This window comes from Pseudomonas sp. xss_4 (assembly GCF_043104125.1).
GTDB classification, from domain to species: Bacteria; Pseudomonadota; Gammaproteobacteria; order Pseudomonadales; family Pseudomonadaceae; genus Aquipseudomonas; species Aquipseudomonas parafulva_B.
The window spans coordinates 1-18925 of sequence record NZ_JBICKJ010000017.1 but is presented as its reverse complement, the minus strand read 5'-3'; the positions used below and the strand labels follow the sequence as shown (position 1 = coordinate 18925).

Sequence of the window (18925 nt, the reverse complement as noted above, 5' to 3'; positions counted from 1 at the left end):
GACCGATCATACAGCTAGCGCCTTTATAAACGCCTCATCCAGTGAGTTGGCCTGGTACCGAGCAAGCAATTGATCTGCGTTATCGAATGCCTGAAGTTGTTGATGGGCGAGCATGTAAAAGCGGGTGCAGTTATCTACGATTTCCTGTGTGTAATGGGACGATATCATGACGCTGGCGCCCTCACGGCAGGCGCTCTTGATGCCCAACCAAATATAATGCCGAAATTCAGGGTCTACCCCCGCGGTCGGCTCGTCGAGCATGATCAAGTCACTGCCCGTCAACAAGAGCGTCAAGCTGATGAAGCTGCGCACTTCCCCGTAACTGCATTTGGACGCCTTTTTTTGTGCAATCTCTGAAAAGCGCCGGCCCAATGCGGGAGACCACCCATCAAGGCGCACGATGGCCTGATCAATGCTTAGCAATGTTGGCATATTTAAAAGCGTAATGAGTTTGTAAACCTCCCCCATTCGAAGCTGTGGAGGCGGTGTAAGGATCTGAGTCAGGTAGGTGGGGTGACGAGCATTATTGCAAATCACGCCACCCGTCGGATACCGAAGTCCACTGATAATGTCGAACAGTGTGGTCTTTCCGGCACCGTTGCAGCCTAGAATGCCCACTGCTTCGCCGGGCGATAAGTCGATATTTATCTTGTGAAACAAAAGCCTTTTTTGGTACGAGAAGGAAAGTTCGGTGAGGGTCAGTAGGCGCATCAGTAACGGCTCCAAACCGGTTGAATTCTAGAATGCTTGGCTGTCAGGTAGAGCGCTGTGATGGACAGCATGAATAAGGGTGGGAAGACCATTCCGAGAGCAAGGTCGCCGTGAAAAAGCTGGGTGCTCACAATTAGTGGGTTAAGGAGCATGACTAGAGGGTGCTGGGACTCAACGGTGGCAGCGCCGAGATAGCTCGAGACGAGCATGAGGAATGACAGAAGCGAGAAAAGGGTGCCGGCCGTGCTGAACGTGAGGGGGAGAGAGGCTATTATCAAGCCGATGAGTGTGAACCCGAGATAACTTGTTGAAAAACATGCAAGGATGAACGTGTATTCTTGTAGTGAGTATGAGCCATGTAACGGTTTGGTGATTAAATAGAATAGCGATGCGTAAACTAAGCTCATCAGCGCATAGCTGATCATTTGAGCGGTAAGAAAATATAGCATCGGCTCCTTTCGATAAATAAATGAACGGGTAAAGCCGCTCTCTCTCCTGCCGATTAAGTAAAAACTGAATCCAAAAAAGGCGACGTTGGCAGATATGTAGGCATAGAACCAACCCGCTTGTTTCAGATAGGGTAAGTTTGAGGTTTGGACCACAATGAAATAAAGTATGCAGGGTGCAGCTGAAGTCCATAAAAAGCTGGAAGTATCTCTGATGTGCTCTTTTATAAGGATCAGGGAGATATGGAAAAGCCTGACCGATGTGTGTTTTGTTGTGTTTTTTTTTTGCTGTCATGGGAAAGGTACCATCGTATTATCATCAATGTCTGTGCATGAGTTTAGTGTGATGAGGGCTGTAGGTATCGAGCAGCGAGAGAGGTCAACGATTCGATACACCTCTGTCCTGTCAAATAGGTGCGAGGATATTTCGGTCTTTGAGCTATTTTTTGCGGTTTGAGCTAATGCTGAAGTCAGCGCAGCGGTCTCATTTGGATACAGCCCTTGACTGATTGGATTTTTATCGCTGACCGCAATGTCCAGATAAAAGTGCTTACGCTCTAAATGCTCGCCAGTTGCAGCTTTGACCACCTCGCTGTTCCAACCGGCGCTTGAGCCATTCGTACGCCAACGACTCCCGCATTCTACGGTGTAGGAAGATGCTTAACCGCAGCAGGTCTATGAAATTCAAAATCGGGCAGTAACTGAAAATGTATTTCATTATAGTGATTCATGATTCACCCTATGAATTGTACGCACAGAGGTATAAACAGCCCATGATTGAGGTTTAAAGCCTGCGTCACTTGATAGTCGGTAAATCCTGACCAGGGTCTACACCGCTCCCGCCACAGCCACCCGCGCCGCCTGAATCACCGAAGAACTCGGCTTCCATATCACAGCCTGTTTCACCCTTGAGGCTGACCAGAGAAAACCAAATTGAGTATCCATAACAACTCCTAAGAATGCCCCGGAAGTCGGGGTCAACTGGGTTTAGTCAGAATATTCAGCAATGTCAAAATTTATATTTTATTATTCTCTCTTATTCAGGCTGGATAGTGCTTTAAAAAATTCTCGGGAAGTAGGATGCTTCTGAGAGGGTATTCCTAGTGATGGGTCATGGAGCACTCAACTTGTGGGAAAAGTTTTCGTTGGAAGTAGCTCATTGCCTTTTTCGTAGTCGGAACTATTGGTTTGCTACGTCTGATGGTTCGGTTTTCAGATAAATAGAACTGGTACGAAGGGGGAGGGAAATTGCCTTTCAAATCGTTTCAAATTGTAAATATCTCTTGGTTCATTCCGCTCAATTGCGCCCGGCTACTCGACATCTGGTTAGGTTAAATTCCTTGATTCTTCAACGGACGTCCGTGTTGAGTAAGCGCTCCACGAACCCCACATTCAAAGCGCTTAGCTGATCCCGGATGCTGTGCTCCCGATTTCTTTCTGGAGCCCGCGCGCCATGATGTGTCCCGACGCCAAAGTCGAAAAAGTCTTCCTCTATCCCAAGCCAGTCGACTTTCGAAAGTCCATTGACGGTCTGGCCGCACTGGTCGAACTGGACATCAAAGTGGCGTTGGTCGACCCCGTGCTCTTCGTGTTTCTCAACAAAACGCGAAACCGCGTGAAGATCTTATACTGGGAGCGAAACGGCTTCTGCCTTTGGCTCAAGCGCCTCGACTCGGAGCGCTTCAAAACATCGCCTGACCCCACCGACAAGGCCATTATCCTGACCGTCCAGGAACTCAACTGGCTACTCGACGGCTTCGACCTCTGGCGCAACCGCCCACATCAAGTTCTGACGCCTCGCTACGTCGCCTGATTCGGTATAATCCGCGGCATGATTTCCATGCCCGACACCCTCCCTGACGATCCGGTTTTGCTCAAGCAACTGCTTGAGCAAATGATCAATGAGCGCGCGTCTGATAAGGGCAAATCGTTCATCTGGAAGAAGAGGTGGCGCTGCTCCGCCAGCGGTTATTCGGCCGTAAGACAAAGCAGACCAACGATTCGGCTACGCCCCAATTCCCTTTCTTTGACGAAGCAGAAAGCCTGGCAGAGCCGGCTGACGAGGCTTCTGATGAAGAAGTTGTTGCACCGAGCAAGCGCCGCGGCAAACGCAAGCCACTGCCCAGTGATCTGCCGCGTGTCGAGGTCTTCCATGAACTGCCTGAGCACGAGCTGACGTGTGCGTGCGGCTGCCGCAAGCACGCCATTGGCGAAGAAGTCAGCGAGCAACTCGAAATTGTCCCAATGCAGATCCGGGTCATCAAGCACATCCGCAAGGTTTACGGCTGCCGCGACTGCGAGTCAGCGCCGGTGACTGCGGATAAACCCGCTCAGATGATCGAAAAAAGCATGGCCAGCCCCAGCGTGCTGGCGATGTTGTTGACCACCAAATACGTGGACGGCCTGCCACTTCATCGCTTCGAGAAAGTGCTCGGTCGTCACGGCATCGATATCTCGCGTCAAACCTTGGCACGTTGGGTCAGCCAGTGCGGCGAGCACTTTCAGCCGCTGCTGAATCTGATGCGCGACAGCTTGTTGAATAGCTGCATCATTCATTGCGATGAGACTCGGGTACAGGTATTGATAGAGCTTGACCGCGAACCGGGTAGCCAATCCTGGATGTGGGTACAAATTGGCGGCCCGCCCGATAAGTCAGTCATCCTTTTCGACTACTCCACCATCCGAGCGCAGGAGGTACCGACGCGCCTGCTGGACGGGTATCGCGGCTATGTGATGACCGATGATTATGCTGGCTACAACGCTCTCGGAGCGCAGGATGGCGTTGAGCGCCTAGGCTGCTGGGCACATGCGCGGCGCAAGTTCGTTGAGGCACAAAAAGTACAGCCCAAGGGCAAGACCGGATGCGCTGACATCGCGTTGAACCTGATCAACAAGCTCTATGGCGTCGAGCGCGACTTGAAGGACAGCAGCGATGAAGTTCGTAAAGCTGCCCGCGTGGAGCGCAGTTTGCCATTGCTGACTCAGCTGAAAAGCTGGGTCGAGAAAACGCAACCTCAGGTGACATCGCAGAATGCCTTGGGCAAAGCTATCGGCTACTTGGCCAGCAATTGGAGCAAATTGGAACGCTACGTCGAACACGGATACTTGCCGATCGACAAAAACGCTGCCGAGCGCGCCATTCGCCCGTTTGTCATCGGTAGAAAGAACTGGCTCTTGAGTGACACGCCCAAAGGTGCCTCTGCCAGCGCCCAGCTTTACAGCCTGGTCGAAACCGCCAAAGCCAACGGCCAAGAGCCCAATGCGTGGCTGCGCCACGCATTGGAACAGCTGCCGCAGGCGTCCTCGGTGGAGAATTACGAAGCCCTGCTGCCGTGGAATTGCGTGCGTCAAGGGCATCGCTGACGCACCGCCCCATCTTTGAGTAGGTGGGGTTTATGGAGCGCTTACCCGTCTTCACCTTTCTCAAGCGTGTTCACTGCGCCGGTCCATGAACCCCACCTGCCCGCAAGGTGAGGTTTCAGTATATCGTGGCATTACGGGCTCACAGTTCCACGGCAACAGCGATTCGTAGTCACCAACTGTCGACGCATGCGTTAGCTGTTCCAGTGCGTGGCGCAGCCAAGCCCCTGCTTGGCAGGCTACCCGTTTGTACCCACATCCAGTGTTGACTGCGTGGCTCACTGTCAGACTCTTCCGATACCTGAATACGGGTTTCGTCGCAGTCGATGACCTGGCTGGCCAGCAAACTGTCGCGCATCACGTTCAGCAGCGGCTGGAAGTGTTCCTGCACTGGATGACTCAACGCGCCAACGTGTGCCTTGGAATATCGATGCCCTGGCGGCCCAGTACCTTGTGGTCACAATGAAGGGGTAGACCATCGATGTACTTTAGTGGTCAGCAGCATGGCCAGTACGCTGAAGCTGGCCAAGCTCTTCTGGATCAATTGAGCTGGCTTATCGACTGTCACTGGTGCGGCTTCGAAGTCACGGCAACCGTAAATCTTACGGATGTGCTTGATCACACAGATCTGCATCGGAACGATTTCGAGCTGTTCCCTGAACTCATCACGGATGGCATGCTTGCGGCACCCAAATCTGTTGCGGTTAGTACGGTTGGCAGCTCTCATGCAGTGGGTGTGTAGTTAATTAGATCGCACAGATGACAAGTGGCTCTCAAGATAAAATGTTTTCCACCGCCGAAATTTCAAGGCAATCGAAGCTTGGACTAAATTTTGGTAAAGGGAATCTTGTGCGAACACTGTGTCTGTGTCGCGGCCGGGAAGGGGCAGGCCATGTGTGTCGATGCCGGCTGCAAACGAGGCCGCGGCCAGCGATTCCAATTGAGCTTCATATTCGATGTGACTAAGCGGTGATGTCGTATCTATGTGTCTCAAGGTCAGGTCCAAAGTCCTCTGATCCCCGTAAGGTCTGGGCGTATACTGAGGAGGCCGCGAACCGTTAATAGGGTGATCTGTAGGAATAGCTTTGCTTCTCTCTCTAGCGTCTTTTACTAATGAATTAAAGTGGTTAGTTATAGCGGTTGCTTCCTGCATAATTTTGGCTTGATCATAAGTTGGTGGTGAGCTGAAGTTAGGAGACACTAGGGCCCTTGAAATTGATTGATGGGTTTTCGCCGCATCGACAAGAGCGCGAATAATAATCCCGTTAGATTTATTTGTTCTCGCAAACCAAAACTTTATATGTCCGGAGCTGTCTGTGTGATTGACCGGATCGCCTGCGCAATACATATAGACATTAATTCCGCTTGCCCCAAAAGGACTCCAGCTATCAGGTGATATGAATCGCATTAGAGAGGGGCTGAAAGCGCGGTATCCATTACCCAGTAAGTAACATTGCGTATGTAGTTCTAAGTTTTCGCCGTTGAAGTTTGTCAGTGTTCGTGATGGTGGTGATGTGTGTCCGTAGGGGGAATGTGCATGAGATTCTGATTGTTGACTGCTCTTTGTTGTAAGTGCTGAACCCTTCCCATCCGTGAATAGCAGGAGTGGATGGCACTGAATGTCAGTGCTTGTCTCTGCCAAAGGTTGATGACCCGCACGGAAGGCGGTGCGTGTGCTTCGGTCTCCTCGCACTGTCATTAGCTTACCGTTCTGGTAAAACATCAACTTAGTGTCAGTACTTAGTATCATTTTAGAAACCCTGTGTGGGCAGATAGATAGGTCACCAGTTTCTCAACACGACTGCCGCACGACAACTGACATAAATACTAGGTGAAGCTGCAATCGGCCCAGCTTGCGCAGCGCTTAATGGCCTCGATAATCGGGCGGGTACAAATCTTCAAGTACCCAATCCAATTTCTCGTTTCTAGGCTCTGTACGAAGTTCTTAGAAACCCGGTCATTGCGCTGCCGTCGAAAGGGTTTTTTTTAGATTCCTCAGCCCTCAACGGAAAGTAATCCTATGATAGCGAAGCGGTGCAAAATCTCGAACGAGGCTTGGGCTCTGGTCTGTGCCGATGAGGGATCGACTACCGCGCCAAGCCGATCCCGCGCTCATGCCCCGTTACCGCTTACCCAAAATCGTCCCTAGCATTTCCGGCCGTGGCGCCCCTTGCTGGCTATGCACCTTGCCTTCCCTGTCCTGATAGAAGATCGCAGGTGTGGCCTGCAGCCCCATCTCCTGCATCAGGGCCATGTTGGCGGCGAGCTTCTGCTGCACGTCGTCTGGCACTTTGTCCAAAGCCTTGAGGGTGCTCGCCCGGCCGGCTTTCTCGTGCTGCTGCAGGGCCTTGGCGGGGTCCTTCGCGGCCAGCAGTGCTGCCGACTTACCTGGGCTGTCCTCACGGATGATACCGACCATGATGTGGCGCAGCTGCACCTTGCCCGATTCCACCCATGGCCGGGCCTGCTCCCAGAACATGTTGCAATACGGGCAGTTGGGGTCGCTGAACAGGTAGACCTTGCGCGGTGCATCAGCCTTGCCGTCGGCGATCCAGGCAGACTTTTCCATCTTTTGCCAGAACGCCTGGGTCATGGGGCCGTACACCAGCTTCTCCAGTGGAGCGGCGCTCAGGTCCTGGCCCTGTTCGTCGAACAGGCTGCCCACCAGCACGTGCTTGCCGTCAGGAGTGAGGTACAAGGCCAGGGGGTTGTTCTGATACTCGGCGGCATAGCCGCGCAGGCCGTTGGGCGCATCGAAGCTGCCCTTGATCACGGCGCCCTTGCTTTGCAATTGCTGGACCGCCTTGGGCAGGTCTTCGGCATACAGGGCAGGGCTGGCAAGCAAGCAAACGGTGAGCGGGAGGAGTGCAGGCAGTCGCATGGTCAATGTCCTTGTGCGGCAGGTTCGGGCGTGGTGGCCCGTTCGTAGGATTCCAGGGCGTGACGCAGGCTGGCGCGCGACAGCTCGCCCAAGTGGCTGCCGAGCAGGCGGCCGCCCTCGTCGTAGAACAGGGTGGTAGGCAGGGCCATGGAGCCGACGCGCTGGGCCAGCAGGCCAGTGCCGTCGAACAGCACGTGGGTCAGGCTCAAGCCGGTGGTGGCCAGGAACGTGCTGACGTTTTCAGGTGTCTCGCCCTGGTTGACGAACAGGAACGTCACATGGGGATACTCGCCTTGCGCCTGTTGCAGCACAGGCATTTCCCGACGGCAGGGCGGGCACCAGGTTGCCCAGATGTTGATCACCAGCGGCTTGCCCCGATAGCTTTGCAACGCCACCGACCCGCCTGCAGCGTCGCGTAGGGTGATCGCAGGCAGTTCGGTCCCCTTGCTGTACAGGTGGCTACCAAAGCTGGCCAACCCCCAGAACAAGGCGCCGCTGAACAGCGCCCAGCCCAATGGCCGGCGTAGGCCAGGGCGCCGCCAGCCTTGCCATACAGCGGCCAGGCTGATGCCCACAAGCCCAGGCCAGAGCAGAAAACCGCCGTCGCGGATATCGATGACTTGGATCAGGTCGCCTCGATACATCGACCAGTACGCCACGACAAAACCGATCCGCGCGCACAATAGGCCGATCAGAAACAGATTGAACAGCGCGGACTCGGGGCTCTCGCCGCCACGCCGTGCCACCCACCAGCCGACTACGCTGGCGATGCCCAGGGCACACAGCAGCAGCAGATGGTTCAGGGCCATGGTCAGTGGTCCCAGGGTCACGGTCAGCATCAGCCCTGGCTCCGGGTAAGGGTCCACTGTTGCACGAAGGTGGCGGCATCCACTTCTCCGGTGATGCGCCTTGCCCGCCGCTCCTGGCCGTCTGGCCCGAGCCAGATCAGGGTAGGCGGACCAGGCACCTGGTAACGCTGCAACAGCGCCTTGCTGGCCGGCGTATCGGTGGTCACGTCCAGGCGCAACAGGTGCACGCCGGCCAGTTCGGCCTGGACGTCGCTGCGGCTGAACACCTGCTTTTCCATGACCTTGCACGCCACACACCAGTCGGCGTAGTAATCGAGCAGTACCCACTGGTTACGGCTTTTGGCCGCGTCCAGTTCCCGTTGCAACGCCTCGGGCGTGCTCACGGTGACGAAGGCATCGTGGGCAGGCGAGGCGGTGGCGACTGCAGTCCCACCCGCAAAGGGGCGCAGCGGTTGCCACAGGTCACTGCCGCCGGCAGCGGCCCCGATCAGCAGCAGCCCGCCCCACAAGGCTGCCAGCAACGGCGCAATGCGCAGCGCCGGAAGGCGCTGCAACGCAGGCCAGGCGGTCCAGCCCAGTGCGATCAGCCAGGCCCCGCTCAGGGCCAACAGCAAGCTGGCTGGCAGCAGGCTGCGCACCGTGTACAGCGCCATGGCCAGGAACACGAAGCCGAAGATGCCTTTGACCAGGTTCATCCAGGCGCCAGGGCGTGGCAGGAAGCGATTGCCCAGGGTCACGATCAGCAGCAGCGGTACCCCCATGCCCAGCCCCAGGCTGAACAGCACCAGCGCCCCCTGGAGCACGTCGCCGCTCTGGGCGATATACAACAAAGCCCCGGCCAGCGGCGCGGTCATGCAGGGGCCCAGCAGCAGCCCGGACAACACGCCCAGCAACGCGGCGCCATACAGATTGCCACCGCGCGTGCCCTGACCGGCGCGGTCCAGCCGGTCGCGCAGGGCAGCGGGCAATTGCAGTTCGAAGGCGCCGAACATGGGCAGGGCCAACAACACGAACAACGCGGCCAGGCTGCCCAGCAACCAGGGCTGTTGCAACCAGGCCTGCAAGCTGGCGCCCAGTAGCGCGGCCACCACACCCAAGGCGGCATACACCAGGGCCATGCTCAGCACGTAAGTGCCAGCCAGCAGCCAGCCGCGCCTTGCACTGGCACCATTGCCCAGCACCAGCCCGGCGAGAATTGGCAGCATCGGCAACGAACAGGGCGTAAAGGCCAGCAGCAGGCCCAGGCCGAAAAAGGCCAGCAGGCCCCAGGCCAGGTTGCCGTGCTGCAGGCCGCTGGCCAACGCCTGATCGCTGGCCTGTTCAGCTTCCAGGGCGGCGACCGAGGCTTCGCCGCCCAGGTCGATCAGCGTCGTCTGCGGGGGGTAGCACAGGCCCGCATCGGCGCAGCCTTGCCAGCCAAGACGCAACTGCCCCTGCGCGCCGGGCGGCACTGTCAGCTCAAGCTGTTCGCGGTAGACGGTACTGTCGCCGAAAAATTCGTCGTGGTGATTGATGCCCGCAGGCAGGGGTGGATGCTGGGCCTTGGGCAGCCCGTCGAACTTCAGGCGTTTCTGGTACAGGTAGTAGCCCGGCTGAATCAGGAAATACAGGCGGGTAGAGCCGTCGGCCTGACGGTCATGGGTCAGCACGAAAGCCTGTTCGACGGGCAGAAAGTCAGGCTTGGTGGCGAATGGGTTGGCCTGCGCTGGGCCAGCCAGCAGCACCATCAGTAACAGCAAAAGAACGCGCATGAGTTTGCCTTGGCAGATCGTGGAATGGGGCCATGCTGGCGAGGAGCGATTAACACACTGTTAACGCGGGATTAGGTTCACGCAAGACCGCTGACATCAGGGTTCGAAGAAATACCGCGACACAATGTCAGCTTGACTTTGCTTGTGGTGGTGTCAATGCGGTAAAGTTGACAATCAAGTCAGTTTTTCCTGACCAGCACGACAGGGTTTCGACCCCCTCGACCCCTGCACAAGAATTAAGAACACATGGGCAGCACCCCCTGCTGCCCAGAGGATCAAGCATGTCCAACCGTGATATTTCCCGGCGCACCTTCCTGCAAGGCGGCCTGATCGCTGGCGTCGGCGTGACGATGGCGCCGCTTGGCAGCCAGGCGTTCGCCGCGCTGATGGAGGACCGGGTTACCGCCTCGCCGCTCAAATGGATGAACCATGATGGCAAGGCGCGCTTTCGTAACGACGCGTTGTCGAAAGTCTGTGGCAACAAGGTCTTCGCCCGTGACATTCGTGCCAAGGACATGCCCGGCTGGCCTGCGCAGCAAGGCCATGCACTGTTGCTCAAGGCCACCAAGGCCGACCGCCTCTACGAAGGCCACGACCTCAGCCTGCTGGGTGCCGAGTTGCAGCCGGACCGCATCGTCACCGCTGCCGACCTGGAGCGCGACGGCATCGCCTGGCCCGAGGCGCATTCGCCAGACCCACTCTTGCCCCCTGGCAAGGTACCGATGTTCATCGGCCATCCGGTCGCGCTGCTGATCTGGCACGACTTCGAGCGCTTCCGTCAGGCCAAGCGCTTGCTGCAATTCAACGACCAGGTGATTCGCTACGGTGCCCAGGCGCCGTTGTACCAGCGTGACCCCTACGGCAGTTTCCGCTTCGTGCGGGTAGGCGGTGCCACCCCGTTCGACGAGGACGAATTCTCCAGCCTGAAGGATTCGCCGCTGTTTCCCACCATCCTCAACCGCAAGCCGGTGTGGTCCAAATCGCCCAACCAACACGGCGACCTGACCCAGCAGGGCCTGTTCTACGCCAACCGCATGGCCGAACAGCTGGCCAACCCGCCCGAGGACTGGCTGGTCTTCGACGAGCGCTTCAAGACCCCCTCCATCGAGCCGGCGGCCTTGGAGCCAGACAACGGCAACGGCTGGTTCGACGTGGCCAGCGGCACCCTGCATTTCGTCGTGGCGACCCAGTGCCCGTTCGAGGCCGCGCAGGAATGCGTGCACATGATCAAGCCGTCACGCTTTGGTCTCAAGCACTTGAACATGCACCCAGGCTACACCGTTGGCTACGGGTCCAAGGACAACAACATCTTCGTCTTCTACGCTGCCGTGGCGGCGCTGTACGGCGAGGGCGTGCCGGTGCGCCTGGCCAACGACCGCTACGAGCAATTCCAGAGCGGCATCAAGCGCCACGCTTTCGACATCCGCTACCAACTGGCGGTGGACAAGAAGGACAACAGCTTCAAGATCTTCCGTGCCGACATGAGCTGTGACGGCGGCGGTCGCATCAACTACAGCCCCTCCGTCGCCGCCGTGGGCGCGACCGCTGCCCAGTCGATCTACTACATGCCGCAGAACGATCTAGCAGTCACTGCCTATCATTCGCGGGCAGTGGAAGCCGGTTCCATGCGCGGTTACGGCACCCTGCAAAGCATGGCCGCCACCGAGATGATGGTCGACGAAGTGGCCGGCCGCCTGGGCGTCGATGCCATCGACCTGCGGCGCAACAATGCCCTGAAGTCGGGCATGAAGAACACCCAGGGTGCGGTGCCAGCCGGTGCATTGCGCCTGCACGAGATCCTCGACAAGGCGGCTCAGCACGAAGGCTGGCGTGAACGTGATGCCCGCAAGCAACGGCGCGAGGCCAGCGACCCGGATCACTGGTACGGCACCGGCTTTGCCATCTGCCAGAAAGACTTCGGCACCGGCGCCGAAGCGCCGATGGCCAGCATCGAGTTCAGCCGCGACGGGCGCATCAGCCTGCGCCACATCGGCACCGAGCTGGGCACCGGCATGTCCACCTCCCAGGCGCTGGTGGTCAGCGATTTCCTGGGCCGTTCGGCCGACGACGTGCTCACGGCCGTCACCGAGTGGCCCGAGCTGCAACTGTCCACCAGCGGCAACCCGTACCTGATCAGCCAGGCCGAACAGGATGCCGCCCTGCGTAACCCGCGCTGGGTTGGCAAACTGGCCTCACCCTCGTCGGCGACCAACTCGGCGTTCTACTTCAGCCATGCCACTCGCGAGGCAGCTCGCGCGTTGTTCAATCACGGCCTATGGCCTGCTGCCATGGCTATCTGGACCCAGGGCCCGCATGGCGGCCAGGCCAACCCGTTGGTGGTGCGTCGGGAAAACGCTGTGTGGGTCAACGGTGAGCTGACCGGCAACGGCCTGGCGCCTATTCCCTTTGCGCAGCTGGCCGAAAAGGCCCATGCCATGGGCCTGGTGACAGGCGTGAGCGTGCACGGCTTCAACCGCTGGAGCTGGGCTGAGTCCGACTTCGTCATCGACGGCGTGCGTGAACGTTTCCCGCTCGACGCGTTGGCTGTGAAGTACGGCGACGGCGCCGCTAATGCCAAGAAGGCGCAGATGACCAGCAGCGGCTACCACCTGCTCGACCGTCAGAACCCCGCCTACCCCGATACTCAGTTGAACAACGCCATGGTCACCTATTACAGCCCGGTCGCCACCCTGGTGGAGGTCAAGGTGAACAAGGGCACGCATCAGGTGCAGGTGCTCGATCACCACAGTTGGGTCGAATGCGGCCGCGTGTTGGTGCCTGAACTGGTCAAGGGCCAGCTCGAAGGCGGCATTGCCATGGGCATCGGCCATGCGCTGACCGAGGAAATGCCGTTGTACGAAGGCGGGCCGGGGGAGGGCGACTGGAACTTCAACCGCTACCGCCTGCCGCACGCGCGTGATGTGGCGGTATGGACGCAAAGCAGCGAGATCCTCCCGCCGCTTTCACCCACCGACCCGTCCAAAGGCATCGCCGAGGTGGTGATGATCCCGATCGTCGGTGCCATCGGCAATGCCGTGGCCCATGCCATCGGCAAGCGCGTACGCGATCTTCCCATTACCCCAGCCCGTATCCAGGAGGCCCTCAATGGCTAACCGTCCACTGCAACTGACCCTCAACGGTCAACCGGTCGGCCCGGTCCAGGTCCCTGACGACCTGGCAATGATCGACTACCTGCACGAGCACCAGAACCTCACCGGCTCGCGCCTGGGTTGCGGGCAGGGTATCTGCCACGCCTGCGTGGTGATCGTCGACAACCCCGACGGTACCAGCGAAGAAGTGCGCACCTGTATCACCGGCGCCCATTACTTCGAAGGCAAGAAGGTCCGTACCATCGAGGGCCACGCCCAGCAGGACGAGGCCGGCAACCTTACGTTGAACCCGATCCAGCAGAAGTTCGTCGACCTGTTCGCGTTCCAGTGCAGCTACTGCGCACCAGGCTTCGTCAACGCCGCCACGGTGCTGGTGGAAACCGCCCAGCGCCAACCGCTGAAAAAGAGCGAGGTGCAAGCACGTATCGAAGCCAGCCTTGGCCACCACATCTGCCGTTGCACCGGCTATGTGCGTTACTACCAGGCCACGCGCACGGTGCTCGATGACCTCGGCCTGGTGAAGGAGGGTTGAGCATGGGCTTTTTCCGTAGCGCCCTGGCGCTGGCGTTCGGCCTTGCCGCAACGTGCTCGGCGCTGGCCAGTGATGACGCCCAGCTCAAGCGCGGCCAGTACCTGGCCCGGGCTGCCGACTGCATGGCGTGCCACACGACCGAGGGCGGGGCGCCGTTTGCCGGGGGCCTGCCGATTCATTCGCCGTTTGGCACCATCTACGGCACCAACATCACCCCCGACAAGCAGTACGGCATCGGCAACTACAGCGCCGAGGAGTTCTTCGCGGCCGTTACCCAAGGCAAGCGCAAGGACGGCGCCAACCTGTATCCGGCCATGCCCTATACCTCGTATCACCTGATGCGGCGTGAAGACTCCGATGCAATCTTCGCCTACCTCAAGACCATCGCCCCGGTCCATCGCCCGGCACCACAGACGGCCCTGCGCTTTCCGTTCAACGTGCGCCTGGGTCTGAGCGGCTGGAACATGCTGTACGGCAAGAGCGTGCAGGCCCAGCCTGTCGAAGGCAGCAGCCGCGCCTGGCAGCGTGGCCAGTACCTGGTCGAGGTCATGGGGCACTGCGGCGAGTGCCACACCCCGCGCAACGCGGTCGGCGCCTTGCAGCAGGACCTGCGCCTGAGTGGCGGTCTGCTCAACGGCTACCTCGCCCCAAGCCTGCTGGCCACCGACCTGGCCGAGCGCGGCTGGTCGCAACCGGACCTCACCACGTTCCTCAAGCACGGGATCAGCGCCCAGGGCAGCATGTTCAATGAGATGTTCCCGGTGGTGCACCTGAGCACTCAGCACCTGGAAGACGCCGACCTTGCCGCCATGGCCACTTACCTGCTGGGCGACAACCCCCCGGCGGCCAAGGTGATCGCGCCCGTGCCGCTGGCGCAGATGAGCGACAGTGCCCAGCGCGGCCGCCAGCAGTACCTGAACGTGTGCGCCGGTTGCCATGGCGTGGAAGGCCAGGGCAAGCCGCACATCGCCGTGGCGATGCAGGGCAATACGGTGCTGCGCCAGGCCGATTCGCGCAACCTGGTCAAGGTGATACTCGACGGAATCCGCGAACAGCAGTTCACCGGCTTCGAGCGCATGCAGCCGATGCCAGGGTTCGCTGATAAGCTCGATGAACGCCAGGTGACCGACATGGTCAACTACCTGCGTCAGGCATGGGGCGGGCTGCCCGGTGATCTCAGTGAACAACAGCTGGCCGAGCTGAAAGCGGAGTAAAGCGTGCAGCATCTCGATCTACAGGTGATTCGTCAGGCGTTGCAGTGGTCCAGCACAGGTCAGGCGGTGTGGTTGTGCACCGTGCTCGCCACTTACGGCTCGGCGCCCCGCGCGCCGGGCTCGTTGCTGGCAGTCAACGACCAGGGCCAGTGGCTGGGGTCGTTGTCCGGCGGCTGCGTTGAAGACGATTTTCTTGAACGCGTGGCCCTGGGCGAGTTCGTGCAACCGGCTGCCATCGTGCGCTACGGCGATGGCAGCGACCCGCGCTCGCGGGTCAGCTTGCCCTGTGGCGGCGTGCTGGACGTGCTGGTGGAAAGCCTGCCGTCCAGTTGCCAGGTGCAAGACCATCTGCGCCAGCTGGAAAGCGCGCTGCTGGGCCAGCGTCGGGTGCTGCGCCAGGTGAAGGTGCCCAGCGGCATCCAGGGGCTGGCGGACGCTGCCGGTCAAGGGCCGCGTGTGCACCGTGACGGCGACTGCGTGTACCTGCGCGTGGGTGCCGCCCAGCGGCTGCTGCTGGCGGGGTATTCCAGTGTTGCCCAGTACTGCGCCGAATTCGCCAAAGCCATGGGGTTTGAAGTGGTGCTGTGCGAGCCGCGTGAAGAGGTGCTCGACGGGGTGCAGATCGACGGTATCGAGATACGCCGCGAGCTGCCTTCGGAATTCATCTTCAATGGCGGTTGTCATGCCGACACCGCCGTGGTCGCGCTCACCCACGACCCCAAGATCGACGACCTGGCCATGCTCGAGGCCGTGCGCACCGCGGCGTTCTACATTGGCGTGATGGGTTCGCGTGCCACTTCCGATAAGCGCCGCGAGCGGCTGCAACGCATCGGCGGCCTGAATGCCGATGCGCTGGACCGTATCCATGCGCCCATTGGCCTCAACCTGGGCAGCAAGACACCGGCCGAGATCGCTTTGGCGGTGTTGGCAGATGTACTGCGGGTGCGCAACGGCCTCGACCGAGCCGCCTTGTGAAGGTGGCGGCGCTGGTGTTGGCCGCTGGGCGCAGCAGGCGCTTCGGTGCCGACAAGCGCCGGGCCTTGCTGCCCGACGGGCGCGGCCTGTTGGCCCAGTGTGTACAACGGGCCGAGGCAGTGTTCGAGGATGTGCGGGTCGTGGTGCGCGAGGACGAGGGCCGCGAGGACTTCGACCTGGGCACCGCCTGTGGTTGGGTGGTCAGTGCCCAAGCGGCTTCGGGCATGGGCCACAGCCTGGCGGCAGGCGTCGCCGCCCTGGCTGACAGCGATGCGCAGGCGGTGGCCATCCTGCTGGGGGACATGCCGTGGATTGAGGCCGCGACCCTCAGGCACTTGGCCGAGGCCGCCCAGGCTTCGACCATCGTGCTGGCGCGTCATGCAGGGCAGCAAGGTCACCCTGTGATCTTCGGGCGCGCGTTCTGGCCGGCGCTGTTAGGGCTGACCGGTGACGAAGGCGCCAGAGCAGTGGTGCATGCCAACCGCGCCAGTTGCACGGTGATCGAGGTGTCAGATGCCGGGGTGCTGATGGATGTGGATACGCCTCAGGCGCTGGGCTTTTCAGGGCGTTGAGCAGGGTGGGGCACGTTGTGCTGCGCTGTATCTGTAAGATAGCGATCTCTGTAAAAAGGGCCTGGCTGGATCGGTCATGGGGGGAGTGCGCTGTTTTAAGGTTTAAGCTTCGCAGCTTATAGTGCCGGGGCCGCCTTGCGGCCCATCGCGGCACAAGGGCCGCTCCCACACGGGAAGCCGCTAGGCTCCAGATGGGGTGCATGACAGTTGACCCCACAAAGTTAAGCACCGCATGGTCCGGCGCTCTTGCAAGACCGCTCGTTGACTGTCAGGCAATCTGCACGTATCCCCGCCCAATCCTTTTCCCCAAACCCTGTGCCTGCGTCCATAATTCCCCCTTAATCCATTCACGCTGCAATGTCGGTTACACCATTGCGGGAGCCCCATCCATGCACGTTCTGCTTTGCGAGGACGACGACCTCATCGCTGCCGGCATCTGTGCAGGCCTTGCCGCACAGGGCCTGACTGTTGACCGGGTGGGCAATGCCGCCGGCGCCCGGGCCATGCTTCAGGCCGCGCAGTTCGATGTGATGATCCTCGACCTTGGCCTGCCCGACGAGGACGGCCTGAAGCTGCTGCGCCGCCTGCGTCAGCAAGGCGAGACCTTGCCAGTGCTGGTGCTCACCGCCCGTGATGCGGTCACTGACCGAGTCGACGGCCTGCAGGCGGGGGCCGACGACTATCTGCTCAAGCCGTTCGACCTGCGCGAACTGGCCGCGCGCCTGCACACCCTGCTGCGCCGTGTCGCCGGCCGTGCGGTGAACGTGATCGAGCATGGCCCGCTGCGTTACGACCCCAGCAGCTGCGAGGCGACCCTGGCCGGCAAACCCGTGGACCTGTCCCGTCGTGAGCAAGCCTTGCTCCAGGCTCTGTTGCAGAACGCCGGGCGCGTCCTGTCCAGCGAGCAATTGAAGGATTGCGTGTACGGGTTCAACGACGAAGTGGAAAGCAATGCGCTGAACGTGCATATCCATCACCTGCGCCGCAAGCTGGGCAACGGCATCGTCGAGACCGTGCGCGGGCTAGGCTATCGCCTGGGCCCTGCCAATGCGCCAACCGAGACGCCATCATGAGCCTGCGTGTGCGCCTGAGCCTGATTCTGGGCAGCGCTTTCGTGATCATCTGGGCGCTGGCTGCCGCCTGGATGCTGCGCGACCTGCGCCAGCAGATGATGTTCTCCCTCGACCAGCGCCTGGTGGCATCTGCACGCATGGTGGCCGGCCTGATCGACCAACTGCCCCAGCCGCTCAGCGTCAAGGGCGAAGGTACCCACTACGCGGCCGACCAGTTGAGCGTACCGGACGGCATGGCCTGCCAGGTCAGCTCGCTGCGCGGGGAAATCCTGGCCAGCAACCACAAGCATGATGGCGTCATGGATGACGGGCGCAGTGGTTTTCGTGACCAGACCATCGACGATGCCTCATGGCGCACCTTTACTTACAACCATGGCGATGTGCGCATCACCACGGCCGACCGGCACATGGAGCGCGAAGCCCTGAACCAGTCCATCCTGCTCGCTGCCTCGGCGCCGGTGCTGATGGCTTTGCTTGGCAGCCTGGGCTTGCTCTGGATCGGGCTGGGCAAGGGCCTTGAGCCGCTCAATCGCATGCGCGATGCCCTGCGCCGCAGGCGCCCCGACAGTGTCGAGCCGTTGCAGGTGGCGGGCATGCCCAGTGAGCTCCAGCCGTTGCTGGAAACCCAGAACCAGCTGTTCGTGCGCATTGCCCAGACCATCGAGCGCGAGCGGCGCCTGACCGACGATGCCGCCCATGAACTGCGCAGCCCGCTGACAGCCATCAAGACCCACCTGCAGGTCGCCCGCATGACCGAGGGCGCGGTGCGCGAACAAGCGCTCGAACATGCCGAACAGGGTGCCGATCGCATGCACCGGACCCTGGAGCAATTGCTCATGCTGGCACGGGTCGAGGGTAGCTTGTCGTTCGACGACGGTGTGCAGTGCAGTGCCGAGCAAGTCGCGCGGCAGGCGGTGCAGGACGCCGGGGGCGGTGACAACCGCAGGATCGTCCTGAACTTGCCGCCCGAGGCTGCCCTGGTCTACCTGAGCATGCCTGCACCGCTAGCGGTGGCGGCGCTGCGCAACCTGCTGGACAACGCTCTGCGCCATGGCGGTGACGAGGCGGTGGAGCTGGAGGTACAGGCAGCTGAAGGGCAGGTGGGCTTCATGGTGCGCGATCACGGGCCGGGCATCGCCGAGGCAGACCTCGGGCATTTGACCGAGCGTTTCTGGCGTCACGGTCAGAGCAGCGGCTGCGGGCTTGGCCTGGCCATTGTCCAGGCAATCGTGCAGCGCTGTGCAGGCAGCCTGAAGTTCGATAGCCGAAGTGACGGGTTGAGGGTGGTCTTGCAGGTGCCGGCGCGGCCTGCGGGATGATCCTGGGTTTTGTATGAAGTTCTGGGGCCTAGAAGCACACCGGGCAAACCTGGTTGAGTAAACTAGCACTTTTATAGTCGGTAAAGATGTCGGCTGCTAAATATTCCGGTAGACTTCTCGCTCTATAAGCATTGCAGTTGCTCTTGCTCTTGCTCTTGCTCTTGCTCTTGCT

At 60.1% G+C, this 18925-nt stretch carries 14 protein-coding genes and 2 pseudogenes; 9 read left to right on the top strand and 7 right to left on the bottom strand.

Features of this window, described 5'->3' with window-relative positions; genetic code table 11:
- Window positions 1–6: 6 nt before the first annotated feature.
- Window positions 7–711: an ATP-binding cassette domain-containing protein gene (locus ACF8GB_RS02835; protein WP_078478845.1), complete on the bottom strand. Its 705-nt coding sequence runs from the start codon at window positions 709–711 to the stop codon at window positions 7–9.
- A 1899-nt stretch (window positions 712–2610) separates the two neighbouring features.
- Here ACF8GB_RS02835 and tnpB point away from each other — a divergent pair.
- Complete coding sequence (gene tnpB, locus ACF8GB_RS02830; RefSeq protein ID WP_058604829.1) at window positions 2611–2970, top strand: IS66 family insertion sequence element accessory protein TnpB; 360 nt, start codon at window positions 2611–2613, stop codon at window positions 2968–2970.
- An 18-nt stretch (window positions 2971–2988) separates the two neighbouring features.
- Window positions 2989–4520: pseudogene (tnpC, locus tag ACF8GB_RS02825) on the top strand (IS66 family transposase).
- Between the two features lie 169 nt (window positions 4521–4689).
- Here tnpC and ACF8GB_RS02820 read toward each other — a convergent pair.
- The 6 genes and pseudogenes from ACF8GB_RS02820 to dsbD form a co-directional block, all read right to left on the bottom strand.
- Window positions 4690–4941, bottom strand: a pseudogene (locus ACF8GB_RS02820) (transposase); the annotation flags it as partial.
- A 33-nt stretch (window positions 4942–4974) separates the two neighbouring features.
- Entirely contained in the window at window positions 4975–5244 is a 270-nt protein-coding gene (locus ACF8GB_RS02815) for an IS66 family transposase zinc-finger binding domain-containing protein (RefSeq protein ID WP_256675192.1), read from the bottom strand.
- A gap of 15 nt (window positions 5245–5259) precedes the next feature.
- Window positions 5260–6216: an RHS repeat-associated core domain-containing protein gene (locus ACF8GB_RS02810; RefSeq protein WP_326384031.1), complete on the bottom strand. Its 957-nt coding sequence runs from the start codon at window positions 6214–6216 to the stop codon at window positions 5260–5262.
- Window positions 6217–6639: 423 nt separating this feature from the next.
- Complete coding sequence (dsbG, locus tag ACF8GB_RS02805; RefSeq protein ID WP_058638437.1) at window positions 6640–7398, bottom strand: thiol:disulfide interchange protein DsbG; 759 nt, start codon at window positions 7396–7398, stop codon at window positions 6640–6642.
- A gap of 2 nt (window positions 7399–7400) precedes the next feature.
- Window positions 7401–8237: a prolipoprotein diacylglyceryl transferase family protein gene (locus ACF8GB_RS02800; RefSeq protein WP_392526514.1), complete on the bottom strand. Its 837-nt coding sequence runs from the start codon at window positions 8235–8237 to the stop codon at window positions 7401–7403.
- Window positions 8237–9958, bottom strand: coding sequence for a protein-disulfide reductase DsbD (dsbD, locus tag ACF8GB_RS02795; RefSeq protein ID WP_392526513.1), 1722 nt, complete (start codon window positions 9956–9958; stop codon window positions 8237–8239). The genes ACF8GB_RS02800 and dsbD overlap by 1 nt, the downstream gene beginning before the upstream one ends.
- A 281-nt stretch (window positions 9959–10239) precedes the next feature.
- On the opposite strand from dsbD, the gene ACF8GB_RS02790 reads away from it, so the two are divergent.
- The 7 genes from ACF8GB_RS02790 to ACF8GB_RS02760 all read left to right on the top strand — a co-directional run bounded on the left by ACF8GB_RS02790 (window position 10240) and on the right by ACF8GB_RS02760 (window position 18753).
- Window positions 10240–13071: a xanthine dehydrogenase family protein molybdopterin-binding subunit gene (locus ACF8GB_RS02790; RefSeq protein ID WP_392515467.1), complete on the top strand. Its 2832-nt coding sequence runs from the start codon at window positions 10240–10242 to the stop codon at window positions 13069–13071.
- Complete coding sequence (locus ACF8GB_RS02785; protein ID WP_023535868.1) at window positions 13064–13600, top strand: (2Fe-2S)-binding protein; 537 nt, start codon at window positions 13064–13066, stop codon at window positions 13598–13600. The genes ACF8GB_RS02790 and ACF8GB_RS02785 overlap by 8 nt, the downstream gene beginning before the upstream one ends.
- Window positions 13601–13602: 2 nt before the next feature.
- The gene (locus ACF8GB_RS02780) at window positions 13603–14814 is read left to right on the top strand and encodes a cytochrome c (RefSeq protein ID WP_197844543.1); all 1212 of its coding nucleotides are present in this window, start codon (window positions 13603–13605) and stop codon (window positions 14812–14814) included.
- Window positions 14815–14817: 3 nt separating this feature from the next.
- The gene (locus ACF8GB_RS02775) at window positions 14818–15789 is read left to right on the top strand and encodes an XdhC family protein (protein WP_196135298.1); all 972 of its coding nucleotides are present in this window, start codon (window positions 14818–14820) and stop codon (window positions 15787–15789) included.
- The gene (locus ACF8GB_RS02770; protein ID WP_058638444.1) at window positions 15786–16361 is read left to right on the top strand and encodes an NTP transferase domain-containing protein; all 576 of its coding nucleotides are present in this window, start codon (window positions 15786–15788) and stop codon (window positions 16359–16361) included. Before ACF8GB_RS02775 ends, ACF8GB_RS02770 begins: the two co-directional genes overlap by 4 nt.
- Before the next feature lie 389 nt (window positions 16362–16750).
- Entirely contained in the window at window positions 16751–17434 is a 684-nt protein-coding gene (locus tag ACF8GB_RS02765) for a response regulator transcription factor (RefSeq protein WP_182140693.1), read from the top strand.
- Complete coding sequence (locus ACF8GB_RS02760) at window positions 17431–18753, top strand: ATP-binding protein (RefSeq protein ID WP_392526512.1); 1323 nt, start codon at window positions 17431–17433, stop codon at window positions 18751–18753. The genes ACF8GB_RS02765 and ACF8GB_RS02760 overlap by 4 nt, the downstream gene beginning before the upstream one ends.
- The last annotated feature ends 172 nt before the right edge of the window (window positions 18754–18925 follow it).